The 13,102-nt window shown below is 73.9% G+C and carries 15 protein-coding genes; 9 read left to right on the forward strand and 6 right to left on the reverse strand.

The window, feature by feature from the left end:
- The first annotated feature begins 308 nt into the window (after nucleotides 1–308).
- The 9 genes from C3492_RS37550 to hypE all read left to right on the forward strand — a co-directional run bounded on the left by C3492_RS37550 (nucleotide 309) and on the right by hypE (nucleotide 9,325).
- Nucleotides 309–833: a hypothetical protein gene (locus C3492_RS37550; RefSeq protein ID WP_103817099.1), complete on the forward strand. Its 525-nt coding sequence runs from the start codon at nucleotides 309–311 to the stop codon at nucleotides 831–833.
- A 119-nt stretch (nucleotides 834–952) separates the two neighbouring features.
- Nucleotides 953–1,321 carry a hypothetical protein gene (locus C3492_RS37555; protein WP_103817100.1) on the forward strand — a complete coding sequence of 123 codons (369 nt, stop codon included), beginning with the start codon at nucleotides 953–955 and terminating at the stop codon, nucleotides 1,319–1,321.
- 66 nt (nucleotides 1,322–1,387) lie between these two features.
- Nucleotides 1,388–3,097, forward strand: coding sequence for an enoyl-CoA hydratase-related protein (locus C3492_RS37560; protein ID WP_103817101.1), 1,710 nt, complete (start codon nucleotides 1,388–1,390; stop codon nucleotides 3,095–3,097).
- Entirely contained in the window at nucleotides 3,094–3,672 is a 579-nt protein-coding gene (locus tag C3492_RS37565) for a hydrogenase maturation protease (RefSeq protein WP_103817102.1), read from the forward strand. The genes C3492_RS37560 and C3492_RS37565 overlap by 4 nt, the downstream gene beginning before the upstream one ends.
- Before the next feature lie 56 nt (nucleotides 3,673–3,728).
- On the forward strand, nucleotides 3,729–4,448 hold the full coding sequence (hypB, locus tag C3492_RS37570) for a hydrogenase nickel incorporation protein HypB (RefSeq protein WP_103817103.1): 720 nt from the start codon (nucleotides 3,729–3,731) through the stop codon (nucleotides 4,446–4,448).
- Nucleotides 4,445–6,817 (forward strand): carbamoyltransferase HypF, encoded by a 2,373-nt coding sequence (gene hypF / locus C3492_RS37575; protein ID WP_103817104.1) that lies wholly within the window; start codon nucleotides 4,445–4,447, stop codon nucleotides 6,815–6,817. Before hypB ends, hypF begins: the two co-directional genes overlap by 4 nt.
- A 3-nt stretch (nucleotides 6,818–6,820) precedes the next feature.
- On the forward strand, nucleotides 6,821–7,111 hold the full coding sequence (locus tag C3492_RS37580) for a HypC/HybG/HupF family hydrogenase formation chaperone (RefSeq protein ID WP_058079171.1): 291 nt from the start codon (nucleotides 6,821–6,823) through the stop codon (nucleotides 7,109–7,111).
- Nucleotides 7,108–8,253 (forward strand): hydrogenase formation protein HypD, encoded by a 1,146-nt coding sequence (gene hypD, locus C3492_RS37585; RefSeq protein WP_103817105.1) that lies wholly within the window; start codon nucleotides 7,108–7,110, stop codon nucleotides 8,251–8,253. The genes C3492_RS37580 and hypD overlap by 4 nt, the downstream gene beginning before the upstream one ends.
- Entirely contained in the window at nucleotides 8,246–9,325 is a 1,080-nt protein-coding gene (gene hypE, locus C3492_RS37590) for a hydrogenase expression/formation protein HypE (protein ID WP_103817106.1), read from the forward strand. The genes hypD and hypE overlap by 8 nt, the downstream gene beginning before the upstream one ends.
- A 20-nt stretch (nucleotides 9,326–9,345) precedes the next feature.
- Here hypE and hypA read toward each other — a convergent pair whose 3' ends face one another.
- From hypA to C3492_RS37620, 6 genes are read right to left on the reverse strand one after another with little or no spacing between them, the layout of a single operon-like run.
- Nucleotides 9,346–9,702, reverse strand: coding sequence for a hydrogenase maturation nickel metallochaperone HypA (gene hypA, locus C3492_RS37595; protein WP_103817107.1), 357 nt, complete (start codon nucleotides 9,700–9,702; stop codon nucleotides 9,346–9,348).
- 7 nt (nucleotides 9,703–9,709) lie between these two features.
- Complete coding sequence (locus C3492_RS37600; protein WP_103817108.1) at nucleotides 9,710–9,931, reverse strand: hypothetical protein; 222 nt, start codon at nucleotides 9,929–9,931, stop codon at nucleotides 9,710–9,712.
- Nucleotides 9,932–9,939: 8 nt separating this feature from the next.
- On the reverse strand, nucleotides 9,940–10,146 hold the full coding sequence (locus C3492_RS37605) for a hypothetical protein (protein ID WP_181140754.1): 207 nt from the start codon (nucleotides 10,144–10,146) through the stop codon (nucleotides 9,940–9,942).
- A 26-nt stretch (nucleotides 10,147–10,172) separates the two neighbouring features.
- Complete coding sequence (locus C3492_RS37610; protein ID WP_103817109.1) at nucleotides 10,173–10,760, reverse strand: DUF5947 family protein; 588 nt, start codon at nucleotides 10,758–10,760, stop codon at nucleotides 10,173–10,175.
- Nucleotides 10,757–11,299, reverse strand: a complete 543-nt coding sequence (locus C3492_RS37615; protein ID WP_103817110.1) for a NifU family protein — start codon at nucleotides 11,297–11,299, stop codon at nucleotides 10,757–10,759. Before C3492_RS37615 ends, C3492_RS37610 begins: the two co-directional genes overlap by 4 nt.
- A complete protein-coding gene (locus tag C3492_RS37620; RefSeq protein ID WP_103817111.1) occupies nucleotides 11,292–13,091 on the reverse strand; it encodes a nickel-dependent hydrogenase large subunit in 1,800 nt (599 codons plus the stop codon). Before C3492_RS37620 ends, C3492_RS37615 begins: the two co-directional genes overlap by 8 nt.
- Nucleotides 13,092–13,102: the final 11 nt, after the last annotated feature.

Here is a 13,102-nt window from a genome sequence, read left to right on the forward strand (position 1 = left end):
ACCTCCCGGTGAGCGCGGGGGCGTGGGCGAGCCTCCCGGTGAGTGCGTGAGGCGTGGGGGCACTCCCGGTGAATGCGTGGGGTGTAGGTGGGCCCTCCCGGTTAATGCGTGGGGTGCGGGTGGGCCCTCCCGGTGGGTGCGTGAGAAGCGGGCGGAGGTCCCCGGGTGCGTGAGCAGCGGGCCGGCCCTCCGGGTGAGTGCGTCACGTCACATATGACCTGGTACGCACCCCCTCCCCGCCGTGCCCGGCGCGGGGCTACCGTTGCGTGGAGCCCCTATACCCCCTTCGCACCTCGGACGGCCCGGCTGTGCTCACTGATCTGTCCCCCCTGATAGCCGCGACGGCACGCTGGCTGACGGTCGCCTACCCGCCGTGCGGCGGCGCGCTGGCCTCCGCGCTGTGCGAGGCGCAGGCCCGGCAGGCGGTGACGGTCGCCGCCTGGCTGCGGTACCCCACGGCGATCGACGCCGGCCTGGTCACCATGGCGGGCCCCGGAGGCGCGGCCCGGCTCGACTGGATCGCCGGCGCCGAGCGTGCCGACGAGCACCCGGCCGAGGACTGGGCCTGGCGCACCTGGGTGGACGAGGTCGTGGCCAGCTGGGCCGCCGCCCTGCTCACCGACCCCGAGCTGGCCGAGCTGGCCGTGGCCGCACTCGCCGGGAGCGAGCACGCCGCGACGCCGACCGAGTTCCGCCGGCTGCTCACCCCCGATGACGGCGACCGCAGCGCGGCGGCCCTGCTCCGCCACCCCGACCTGCTGTGGCCGGTGGCCGAGCTGCACCACGACCAGCTCGTGGACCGCCTCGCCCCGGGGGAGACCCTCGCGGCCTGAGACGGCGCGGCCGACACACCGGTACGGCACGACACCCGGCCGAGCCCCGGTGTCGCACGCCGGCACCGGGGTACTGCGGAGCTGATGCGGGAGCCGCCCGTCGCGGGAAAGGCTCGGCCATGACCTTCAAGAACCCCGTCCACCGCGGCGGCGCGCGCCGCGGCCGGTTCGAGCAGCTCGCCGAATACGCCTCGAACTTCACCAGCTCACCGCTGTTCTTCCTGTTCTGCCTGCTCCTCGTGAGCTTCTTCGTCGCCTCCCACGTCGCCCATCTGCCCCTTGAGGTGCTGCTCCTCGCGGGCGAGTCCATGACGGCGGTCACCCTGCTGCTCCTGGCCCTGCTGAAGAACTCCGAGATGCGCGCCGAACACGCGATCCAGCGCAAGCTCGACGCGATCGCCGCCGCCCTGCTGGAGGCGCACCAGGACAACCGCAGCCACGCCTTCGAGGATCTGCGGAATGCGATCCGGATGGAGGAAGAGACCTGAGCGGGGCCGGCGAAACGCCGCGGCGGTCCTTCCCGGCACCCGGGCGAGCGACGACCATGCCGTGTCATGGACATTCTGCTCGTCGCCAGCGCGTTCAACAGCCTCTCCCAGCGCCTGTACGCCGAACTGTCGGACCTCGGGCACCGGCTGGACGTCGTGCTCGCCGCGCGCGGCCCCGACCAGGTCCGGGCCGCCGTGCGCGAGCTGCGCCCCGACCTGATCATCGCGCCGATGCTCAGGACGGCCCTGCCCGAGGACGTGTGGCGGGAGCACACCTGTCTGATCGTGCACCCCGGCCCGCCGGGTGACCGGGGCCCGTCCTCGCTGGACTGGGCCATCGCCGACGGGGCCGGGCAGTGGGGCGTGACCGTGCTCCAGGCCGAGGCGGCGATGGACGCGGGCCCGGTCTGGGCGGCCGAGCCGTTCCCCGTACCACCCGTCGGCAAGAGCGACCTCTACCGCAACGAGGCCTCCGACGCCGCCGTCACCGCCGTGCTGACGGCCGTACAGCGCTACGCCGACGGCGCGTACAAGCCCCTGCCGCAGACCGACGAGTCGGTCACCGTCGTCTGGCGCGACACCTTCCGGCAGGAGCGGCGGCGGATCGACTGGGAGCACGACGACACCGACACGGTCCTGCGCAAGCTCCGCGGCGCCGACTCCCAGCCGGGCGTCCTGGACGAACTCCTCGGCCACGAGGTGTTCCTGCACGGCGGGCACCCCGAGGACGAACTGCGCGGCCGCCCCGGCACCCTGCTGGCCCAGCGCGCGGGCGCCGTCTGCCGGGCCACCCGCGACGGCGCGGTCTGGATCCCGGAACTGCGCCCCCGCAGGAACTCCGGCGACCCGGCGCCCTTCCGCCGCCCGGCCGCCTCGGTCCTCGCCGCGTACCGGTCCGGCCCCGCCCTCCCGGAGGTCCCCGCCCCGCTGGAGCTCCCGCCCGGCCGGCACACCTGGACCGACATCCGCTACCGGCAGCACGGCGACATCGGCTTCCTCGCCTTCTCCTTCCCGGGCGGCGCGATGAGCACCGACCAGTGCCGCAGACTGCTCGCCGCCTACACCGAGGCGCTCACCCGCCCCACCCGCGTCCTCGTCCTCGGCGGCACCCGCGACTTCTTCTCCAACGGCATCCACCTGAACGTCATCGAGGCGGCCCCCGACCCGGCCCAGGAGTCCTGGACCAACCTCAACGCCATGGACGACCTCGTGGAGGCCGTGCTGCGCACCACCGACCGCCTGGTGGTCGCTGCGCTCGGCGGCAACGCGGCGGCCGGCGGCGCCATGCTGGCCCTCGCCGCCGATGAGGTGTGGTGCCGCACCGGCGTCGTCCTCAACCCGCACTACCGCCGCATGGGTCTGTACGGCTCCGAGTTCTGGACGTACACCCTGCCGCGCCGCGTCGGCCCGGAGCAGGCCGAGCGGCTGACGGCGCGGGCCCTGCCGGTCAGCGCCGCCACCGCCGCACGGCTCGGCATGGTGGACCGGCTGGTGCCGGCCGCGCCGCGGGACTTCGCGGCCGAGGTCGAGCGACTGGCGACCGGGCTCGCCGCCGCCCCGGACCTGGACCGGCGGATCGCCGGCAAGGCGGCGGCCCGCGCCGCCGACGAGCGGGAACGGCCCCTCGCCCGGTACCGGGAGGCGGAACTGGCCCGCATGCACGCCCTCTTCTTCGACCCCGAGGCGCCCTACCACGCCCTGCGCTCGGCCTTCGTCCGCAAGACACCGGGCGGTTCCGCCCGGCCCCTCGCCCCGGCCGGCGCAGGCACCCGGTGACGGCGCGCCTCCTGGTGGCCGGCGTCGGCAACATCTTCCTCGGCGACGACGCCTTCGGCCCCGAGGTGATCCGCGCACTGGACCGGCGCCCGCTGCCGCCCGGGGCACGGGTCCGCGACTACGGCATCCGCGGCCTGGACCTCGCCTACGACCTGTTGTCCGGCTGCGCCACCGCCGTCCTCGTCGACGCCGCCCCGCGCGGGCACCGCCCCGGCACCCTCTCGCTGATCGAGGCCGAACCCTCCGACGGGACCGTCCCGCCGGAGGCCCACGGCATGGACCCGGAGAAGGTGCTGGCCCTGGCCGCCCACCTGGGCGACGAGCCCCTGCCCAGGGTCCTGGTCCTCGCCTGCGAACCCGGCGTCCTGCCCGGCGACGACGACCTCCTCCCGGGCCTCAGCGCGCCGGTGCGGGAGGCCGTCGACCGGGCCGTCGACGCGCTGCACGCGCTCGTCCCCGCACTCCTCGCCGATCCCGCCGGACCCCTGCCCCCGTTGGGCTGCCCGGTGGAATCCGGGACCCCGCACTCGGCTGCGCTGCCCGGCACGGCGGCCGGCGCGGCCCAAGATCGGTGAGACCCGGGCCGCACCGCACGCGGCCCGGGCACCACCGCACCCGAGGAGCAGCGCCCATGTGCCGGTCCGACGTCAAACAGGCCGTGCTGGTGAAGAACGACGGCTTGGCCGCGAGCCTGCGCGACGAACTCGCCCGGCAGGGCGTCACCCTGGTCAACCTGCTGTCCAGCCCGGGCAGCGGCAAGACCGAACTCCTCGCCCGGGTGCTGGCCCGCGCCGGGGAGCGGGGCGTCCCGGTGGCCGCGCTCACCGCGGACCTCGCGACCGAGAACGACGCCGTCCGGCTCGCCCGGTCCGGCGCGCCCGTCCAGCAGCTGCTCACCGACGGGCTGTGCCACCTGGAGGCCCGCCAGGTCGGCGCCCGGCTGACCGGCTGGCTGCCGCCGGACACCTCGGTGCTCTTCGTGGAGAACGTCGGCAACCTGGTCTGCCCGGCCGCGTACGACCTCGGGGAGACCCTGCGGATCGTGCTGATGGCGGTCACCGAGGGCGAGGACAAACCGCTGAAGTACCCGACCGCGTTCGGCTCCGCCCACCTCGTCGTGATCACCAAGACCGACCTCGCGGGACCGGCGGGGTTCGACGAGAGCCTCTTCCACGAGAACGTCCACCAGGTCAACCCGGGCGTGGAGATCATCCGGTCCTGCGCCCGCACCGGCACCGGCGTCGGCGCCCTGCTCGACCGCGCCCTCGCCGCCCGCGACGGCGCCCCGCCGCACCGCCCGCCGCTCGCCCCCCACCCGCACCACCACCCGGCCCCCGCCCCCGCCTCGTGACCGCGCCCGTCACCCGCCCGGTCCGCCGCCGGATCACTGTGCGCGGCACGGTCCAGGGCGTCGGCTTCCGGCCGTACGTGCACCGGCTGGCCGCCGGGCTGGCGCTGACCGGGTTCGTGAGCAACACCGCGGACGGCGTCCTCATCGAGGTCGAGGGCCCGCCGGACGACGTGGACCGGTTCGCCCGCCGGCTGACCGAGCAGCCGCCCCCGCTCGCGACCGTGACCGGCGTCGGCTGCGAGGAGGTTCCCGCCACCGGCGCCACCGGCCCCTTCACCATCCGCCCCACCGAACGCTCCCCGGGCCGCACCCAGCTCCCGCCCGACACCGCGACCTGCGCCGACTGCCTGCGCGAACTCGCCGACCCCGGCGACCGCCGGCACCGCCACCCCTTCGTCACCTGCACCCACTGCGGCCCCCGTTTCACCATCGCCACCGGGATGCCGTACGACCGGCCGGCCACCACCATGGCCGGCTTCCCGATGTGCCCCGCCTGCGCCCGCGAGTACGGCGACCCGGCCGACCGGCGCTTTCACGCCCAGCCCGTCGCCTGCCCCGGCTGCGGCCCGCGCCTCGCCCTCGTACCGGCCGCGGGCCTCGGCGTCCGCCCGGCCCGGGACGCGGAGGCCCTCACGACGGCACGGGCACTGCTCGCCGCCGGGCGGATCGTCGCCGTCAAGGGCGTCGGCGGCTACCACCTGGCCTGCGACGCGACCGACGCCCGGGCCGTCGCGACCCTGCGCCGCCGCAAGGAGCGGGGCGGCAAGGCGTTCGCCGTGATGTGCGCCGACCTGGAGACGGCGCGGCGCGTCGCGGTGCTCTCCGCCGCCGAACGGGCCGCGCTCACCAGCGCCCGCCGCCCCATCGTCCTGCTGCGCCGCCGCACACCTCCGGACGGCGTCCGCCTCGCCGACCAGGTCTGCCCGGGCAGCCCGCACATCGGTCTGCTGCTGCCCTACACCCCCGTGCACACCCTCCTCCTCGGCCTGCCCGGCGACCCGCCCGGCCCGCGGCTCCTGGTCATGACCAGCGGCAACCGCTCCGGCGAGCCCATCGTCACCGACGACGCCGAGGCGCTGACCCGGCTGGCCGGACTCGCCGACGCCTGGCTCACCCACGACCGGCCCATCGCCTCGCCGTGCGACGACTCCCTGCTGCGCGTCCGCCCCGACGGCACCGAACAGGTCCTGCGGCGCTCCCGCGGCTACGTCCCCCGCCCCCTGCGCCTCCCTCTCGCGGTCCGCCCCACGCTCGCCACCGGCGGCGACCTGAAGAACGCGCTGTGCCTGGGGGAGGGCGACCAGGCCTGGTTCGGGCCGCACATCGGTGACCTCGGTGACCTGGCCGGCCTCGCCGCCGCGGAACGCGCCGAACGGCACCTCACCCTCCTCACCGGAGTCACCCCCCGGCTGGCCGCCGCCGACCGCCACCCCGGCTACCACTCGACCCGCCGGGCAGCCCGGCTCGGCCTGGGCGAACCGGTGCTGGTCCAGCACCACCACGCCCACATCGCCTCGGCGATGGCCGAACACGGTCTCGACGGCCGCACGCCCGTGATCGGCGTCGCCTTCGACGGCACCGGATACGGCGACGACGGCACGGTGTGGGGCGGCGAGATCCTGCTCGCCGACTACACCGGCTACCGCCGCCTCGCCCGTCTGGCCCCCGCCCCGCTGCCCGGCGGCGACACCGGCGTCGCCAACCCCTGCCGGCTCGCCCTGGCCCGGCTGTGGGCGGCGGGACTGCCGTGGGAACCCGGACTGCCGAGCGTCGAGGCGTGCACGGAGACGGAACTCACCGTCCTGCGGCAGCAGTTGACACGCGGACTGGCCTGTGTGCCGACCTCCGGCATGGGGCGGCTCTTCGACGCCGTGTCCTCGCTCGTGGGGCTGTGCCACCGCGCCGGATACGAGGCACAGGCGGCGCTGGAACTGGAGGCGGCGGCGCTGAAGGCGTGGGACGCGGACCAGGGCGCCTACCCGTTCGCCCTCACCGAGTGGCGCCGGCCGGCAGGCCGGCGGAGCCCGGCGGGCGGCTGGGAGATGAACCCGGCCCCCGCCCTCCGCGCCCTGCTGCGCGACCGGGCCCGGCACACCCCCGTACCCGTCCTGGCGGCCCGCTTCCACCGGGGCGTGGCCCGGGCGGTGGCGCACCTCTGCCGCCGGACGAGGGCGCGGACCGGCCTCACCACCGTCGCCCTGACCGGCGGTGTCTTCGCCAACGCCCTGCTGGAGGAGGAGACCGCCGCGCTGCTCACCGCGGCCGGCCTCACCGTCCTCCGGCACGGCGAAGTCCCCCCCAACGACGGCGGTCTGGCACTCGGCCAGCTGATGGTCGCGGGAACAGCAGCCCACCACGAGACGGAGTGACCCATGTGTCTGGCAGTGCCCGGCAAGGTCGTGTCCATCGACCACCGTGCCGACCCGCTCACCGGCCTGATCGACTTCGGCGGCGTACAGAAACAGGCCTGCCTGGAGTACCTGCCCGACATCCAGGTGGGGGAGTACGTCATCGTCCACGTCGGTTTCGCGCTCCAGCGCCTGGACGAGGAGTCGGCCCGCGCGTCCCTGGAACTGTTCGGTCAACTGGGGCTGCTGGAAGAGGAGTTCGGTGACGCCTGGGAACAGGCGGCACGGCAGGAGAGCGGAACGGAGGCCCGGTGAAGTACATCGACGAGTTCAACGACCCGGATCTGGCGCGCCGGCTGCTGGACGAGATCCACGCCACGGTCACCCGGCCCTGGGCCCTGATGGAGGTCTGCGGCGGCCAGACCCACTCCATCATCCGCCACGGCATCGACCAACTCCTGCCGGAGAAGGTGGAGTTGATCCACGGCCCGGGCTGCCCGGTGTGCGTGACCCCTCTCGACGTCATCGACAAGGCCCTGGAGATCGCCGCGCGCCCCGACGTCGTCTTCTGCTCCTTCGGGGACATGCTGCGCGTCCCCGGAACGGACCGCGACCTGTTCCGGGTCAAGGGCGAGGGAGGTGACGTACGGGTCGTCTACTCGCCGCTGGACGCCGTGGAGCTGGCCCGCAGGCACCCCGACCGGCAGGTGGTGTTCTTCGCCATCGGCTTCGAGACGACCGCCCCCGCCAACGCCATGGCCGTCCACCAGGCCCGCCGCCTGGGCCTGGCCAACTTCAGCCTGCTGGTGTCGCACGTCCGGGTCCCCCCGGCCATCGAGGCCATCATGGCCGCCCCCGCCTGCCGGGTGCGGGGCTTCCTCGCCGCCGGGCACGTGTGCAGCGTGATGGGCACCGCCGAGTACCCGGACCTCGCCGAACGGCACCGCGTCCCGATCGTCGTCACCGGCTTCGAACCGCTGGACATCCTCGAAGGCGTCCGGCGGGCCGTCCACCAGCTCGAACGCGGCGAGCACCGGGTGGAGAACGCCTACCCCCGCGCCGTGCGCGACCAGGGCAACCCGGCGGCCGTCCGCATGATCGAGGAGGTCTTCGAGGTCACCGACCGCAACTGGCGGGGCATCGGCCGCATCCCGGACAGCGGCTGGCGGCTGTCCGACGCCTTCCGCGCCTACGACGCCGAACACCGCTTCGACGTCACCGGCATCCGCACCGAGGAACCCGCCGTGTGCCGCGCCGGCGACGTCCTGCAAGGGCTGATCAAACCCACCGAGTGCGCGGCGTTCGGCACGACCTGCACCCCCCGCACCCCGCTCGGCGCCACCATGGTCTCCAGCGAGGGCGCCTGCGCGGCCTACTACCTGTACCGCAGGATGACCGACAGCCCGGCACCACAGGGATCCCGTATCCCGCGCGAGGAGATGAACCCCGTTGGCTGACCTCGCCACCACGGACACCGCCCCCGTCGACCCCGCGAACTGGACCTGCCCCGCACCCCTGCGCGACCAGCCGGTCGTCGTCATGGGGCACGGCGGAGGCGGCGCCCTGTCGGCGGAACTGATCGAACAGGTCTTCGCCCCCGCCTACGGCAACCCCACGCTCGCGGCGCTCACCGACTCGGCCGTCCTCGGCCTCGGCGGCGCCCGGCTGGCCTTCTCCACCGACTCCTACGTCGTACGCCCGCTGTTCTTCCCCGGCGGCAGCCTCGGCGACCTCGCCGTCAACGGCACGGTCAACGACCTGGCGATGAGCGGCGCCCGGCCCACCCACCTCTCCGCGGCCTTCATCCTGGAGGAGGGCGTGGAACTGGCCGTGGTGGAGCGGGTCGCCCGCGCCATGGGCGACGCGGCCCGGACCGCCGGCGTCACCATCGCCACCGGCGACACCAAGGTGGTCGAGTCCGGGCACGGCGACGGCGTCTACGTCACCACCGCCGGCGTCGGCGTGGTCCCCGAGGGAGTCGACATCCGCCCGCAGCGCGCCCGGCCCGGCGACGCCGTCATCGTCAGCGGACCGATCGGCCAGCACGGGGTGGCCGTCCTGAGCGTCCGCGAGGGCCTGGAGTTCGGCGTCGAGATCACCTCCGACACCGCGCCGCTCGCGGACCTGGTGGCCGCCATGCTGGCGGCCACCCCGGACATCCATGTACTGCGCGACCCCACCCGGGGCGGCCTCGGCGCCTCCCTCAACGAGATCGCCCGCGCCTCCGGCACCGGCGTCCGGCTGCGGGAGCGGGCCGTCCCCGTCCCGGACGAGGTCGCGAACGCCTGCGGCTTCCTGGGCCTCGACCCGCTGTACGTCGCCAACGAGGGCCGGCTCGTCGCCTTCGTCCCCGCGGAACACTCCGAGGCCGTCCTGGCGGCCATGCGCGCCCACCCGCAGGGCACGGGGGCCACCCTCGTCGGAGAGTGCGTCGCGGACCACCCCGGCATGGTCGTCGTCGCCACCGGTCTCGGCGGCACCCGGGTGCTGGACCTGCCGCTGGGCGAGCAACTCCCCCGGATCTGCTGAGACCGCCCCCGGCCCCGCCGTCAGGACGGGGCCGGGACCGGCTCCACGTCCGTGATCTCCAGCTCCCGTCCGCCGCGCAGCTCCTGCGAGGGCCGGTCGCAGCGCGGGCACCAGAAGAACGGCGGCATGCCGAGCACGAACTCCTCGGCACACCCGTCGCACCAGGCCCGCGCCGTGACCTGCTCCACGACCAGCCGGGCCGCGGCGAGCGCCGTGCCGTCGCGGGCCACCTCGAAGGCGAAGTGCAGCGCGTCCGGCACGACACCGGCCAGCTCCCCGACCCGGACGGTCACCGACGCCACACCGGACACGCCGTCCGCACGGGCGATCTCCGCCGCCTGTTCCACGATCGCGGTCGCGATCGACAGCTCGTGCACGGCCGGCTCAGCGCGGACGCTTGGCGCCGGACCGCAGATTGACCATGCGCCAGATGCGCACCTCGCGGACGATGCCCGGGAGTTCGAGGACCAGCAGCCCGAGCGTGAGGGCGCCGAGCGCGACACCCTGCGCGATCAGCACGCGCTGTGCCGTCGTCCTCGTCCGTACCGGCGCGGCCGTCGTTCCCGCCGCCCGCATCCTCGTCGCGATGCCCTTGTGCTGTCTCATCCTGATCCTCATCCCGGGGAGATGTTCGGCATGATCTTCATGATGGCGTTGTGCCGCTTCCAGTGGATCCCGGTGGAACGGCGCGCGTCGGACGTGCCGTCCTGGTGATGTCCGGTCTGACGCTTGTACGGCCCCCAGTTGCCCTGGTGCAGCCCGCGCACGTGCCCCGGTGTGTCGGGCTTCGCCTGGGGGCGGCCCACTCGGATGGCGCTCATCGCCGTTCTCCTCTCCTGCCAGGCCCTCACGGCCGCTCGGTGAGCTCCGCGAAGAACCGCTCCACGGCCGGCCAGACCCGGCCGCCTCCGGCGAGGCCGCGCCACTCCCGGCGGACCAGCGCGACCATCCGGAAGCAGTCGTCCACCGGCACGATCCAGTGGTGGTCCTGGCCCCGCACGGTGTTCACCAACAGAGCCTCCACCTCGGGTGCCATGGTCGCCAGCTGAGGACACGCGGCGCACATCTCCGCCCAGCGGTCCGCCTCCACCTCCCAGCGCATCGCCCCGGCCGGGCTCGGACCCTGCGCGGTGACCGTGCCGTCCGCACGCGGCACGAAGAACACCAGCCCGACCGGCACCCCGAGCGGCCCGGTGTCCACTGGGGCCAGCCGCACCCGGCGGCCCGGCACCAGCAGATACCGGCCGCCGCCCGCGCCCTCACCGGCGAACAGCACCGCACACGCCCCGCAGGCGCACAGCAGCTCCTCGCGGTCGGCGGCGTACAGATGGCGGTGCTCCTCCGGCACGGCCTGCGCGCACAGGTCGCACCGCTCGGGGCCGTCCCGTTCGGCGGCCGAGCGGATGACCCGGGCCAGCGCACCCTCCACCCTCACCGCGCCTCCCGCACCAGCAGCGAGTCCAGCGGCACGAAGGCGGGGGCGGCCGGCGCCGGCAGCTGCTCGACCGCCGTCAGCTCGGGGGCGACCGCCAGCACGGCCTCCCGCACGGCGTCGGCGACGGTCGGCCCGCCGCCGCAGCCGGACCCGCAGCCACCCGCCTCGGTGACCCGCACCCGGGCCACCTGCCCGTCGACGCCGACCAGTTCGACGTCGCCGCCACGCTCGCGCACCGCCGGCCGCAGCCGTTCGACGGCGCGCTCGGCCCGCCGCGCGGGCGGCTCGGGGTGCAGCCCGTGCAGCACCAGCAGATGCCCCAGCAACTCGTCCTCGGCGAACCGTGCGGCCGGCCGCTCACCGGCCAGGTCCAGCACCCGGGCCAGGGCTTCACCGTAGATCTCGGTCAGCGCCCGCACGGCCTCCACGGCGGTGGCCGCCGCGGGGCCGGGCGCGGACTCCAGCCCGGCCAGCAACTCGTCCAGCCGGGCCAGCCGCGCCTCGACGACCGGGTCCGCGAGCCGGCCGGCGTCAGCCATGGTTCGCTCCGTACGTCGGCGAGTGCACGGTGGTGAGCGTCCTGCCCTTGCCCATGTACATGTGCACTCCGCAGGGCAGACAGGGGTCGAAGCTGCGTACCGTGCGCATGATGTCGACGCCCTTGAAGTCGTCGGGGCCGTTCTCCTCGAAGATCGGCTGGCCCTGTACGGCGTCCTCGTACGGGCCCGGGGTGCCGTAGATGTCGCGCGGGCTGGCGTTCCACGGGGTGGGCGGGTACGGGTGGTAGTTGGCGATCTTCTGGTCCCTGATCACCAGGTGGTGCGAGAGGACGCCGCGCACCGCCTCGTGGAAGCCGCAGCCGATCGCCTCGTCCGGCACCTCGTAGTCCTGGAAGATCTTCGTCTCACCGGCCCGCAGCAGTTCCATCGACTCCTCCAGGAACTGCAGGGCCATGGCGGCGGCGTAGGCGACGAAGTAGGGCCGGGCGCGGTCCCGTTCGATGGTGTTGCTCCACTTGGGGATGCGCCACTCCAGGGTGGTCTCCGGCAGCTCCTCCCCCCTGGGCAGGGAGATGCGCACGCTGTCGCCGGTGGCCTTGACGTACGGCGTGTCGACCAGGGCGCTCAGCGCGGTCGACCACAGCCGGGCGAGCGGACCGCCCCCGGTGTCCAGTGCCAGGTGCTGACCGGTCTCGGGGTGGTACCAGCGCGGGCTCATCACCCAGCTGTAGTTGCCGGCGAAGTCCCGCTTCTGCGGCACCGGGACGGTGGTCTGGTTCCAGGGGTGCCGCATGTCGACGGGGTTGCCGAGCGGGTCGTGGGTGACGAACGGCTGCTCGTTGACCCAGTCCTCGTAGAAGGAGCTGCCCAGCAGGACGCGCAGGCCGAGGTTGATGTCGATCAGGTTGTTGGTGACCAGCTTGCCGTCCACGATGATGCCCGGGGTGACGTACATCGCCTTGCCCCAGCGGTTCATGTTCTCGTAGCGGTAGTCGACCACGTCCGGGTTCTGCCAGGCCCCCCAGCAGCCCAGCATGATGCGGCGCCTGCCGACCTCCTCGTAGCCCGGCAGGGCCTCGTAGAAGAAGTCGAAGACGTCGTCGTTCATCGCCACCGCCTTCTTCACGAAGTCGATGACGCGCATCAGCCGGGCGAGGTAGTCGGTGAAGGTGTTCGGCTGCGGCATCGTGCCGACGCCGCCCGGGTACAGCGTGGAGGGGTGGACGTGCCGCCCCTCCATCAGGCAGAACATCTCCCGGGTGACCCGGCTGACCTTCAGCGCCTCCTTGTAGACCTCGCCCTCGAAGGGGTTGAAGGCCCGCATGATGTCGGCGATCGTCCGGTAGCCGTGGATGTCCCCGCGGGGCGCGTCGGTGCGCTCGGCGCGGGCCAGCACACCGGGGTTGGTCGCCTTGACCATCGCCTCGCAGAAGTCCACGAACACCAGGTTGTCCTGGAAGAGCGTGTGGTCGAACATGTACTCGGCCGCTTCGCCCAGGTTGGTGATGTTCTCGGCCATCCGCGGCGGCTTGACGCCGTAGGCCATCTGCTGGGCGTAGTTGGAGCACGTGGTGTGGTTGTCGCCGCAGATGCCGCAGATCCGGGAGGTGATGAACCCGGCGTCGCGCGGGTCCTTGCCCTTCATGAACACCGAGTAGCCCCTGAAGAGCGACGAGGTGCTGTGGCACTCCACGACTTCCTGGTTGGCGAAGTCGATCTTCGTGTAGATGCCGAGGTTCCCGATGATCCGGGTGATCGGGTCCCAGGACATGTCCACGATCTGCGCGGGCTTGCGCCCCGTGACCCGGGTCGGGTCCTCGGTGGTCGTCATGTCGCTTCCTG

The sequence above is a fragment of the Streptomyces sp. Ru62 genome (assembly GCF_002920615.1).
GTDB lineage: Bacteria > Actinomycetota > Actinomycetes > Streptomycetales > Streptomycetaceae > Streptomyces.

Coding starts and splice junctions, on each gene's coding strand:
- hypB (WP_103817103.1), top strand. CDS start 3,729: ATGTGCCGGTCCGACGTCAAACAGGCCGTGCTGGTGAAGAACGACGGC.
- C3492_RS37555 (WP_103817100.1), top strand. CDS start 953: ATGACCTTCAAGAACCCCGTCCACCGCGGCGGCGCGCGCCGCGGCCGG.
- C3492_RS37580 (WP_058079171.1), top strand. CDS start 6,821: ATGTGTCTGGCAGTGCCCGGCAAGGTCGTGTCCATCGACCACCGTGCC.
- C3492_RS37600 (WP_103817108.1), bottom strand. CDS start 9,931: ATGAGACAGCACAAGGGCATCGCGACGAGGATGCGGGCGGCGGGAACG.
- C3492_RS37605 (WP_181140754.1), bottom strand. CDS start 10,146: ATGAGCGCCATCCGAGTGGGCCGCCCCCAGGCGAAGCCCGACACACCG.
- C3492_RS37615 (WP_103817110.1), bottom strand. CDS start 11,299: ATGGCTGACGCCGGCCGGCTCGCGGACCCGGTCGTCGAGGCGCGGCTG.
- C3492_RS37560 (WP_103817101.1), top strand. CDS start 1,388: ATGGACATTCTGCTCGTCGCCAGCGCGTTCAACAGCCTCTCCCAGCGC.
- C3492_RS37620 (WP_103817111.1), bottom strand. CDS start 13,091: ATGACGACCACCGAGGACCCGACCCGGGTCACGGGGCGCAAGCCCGCG.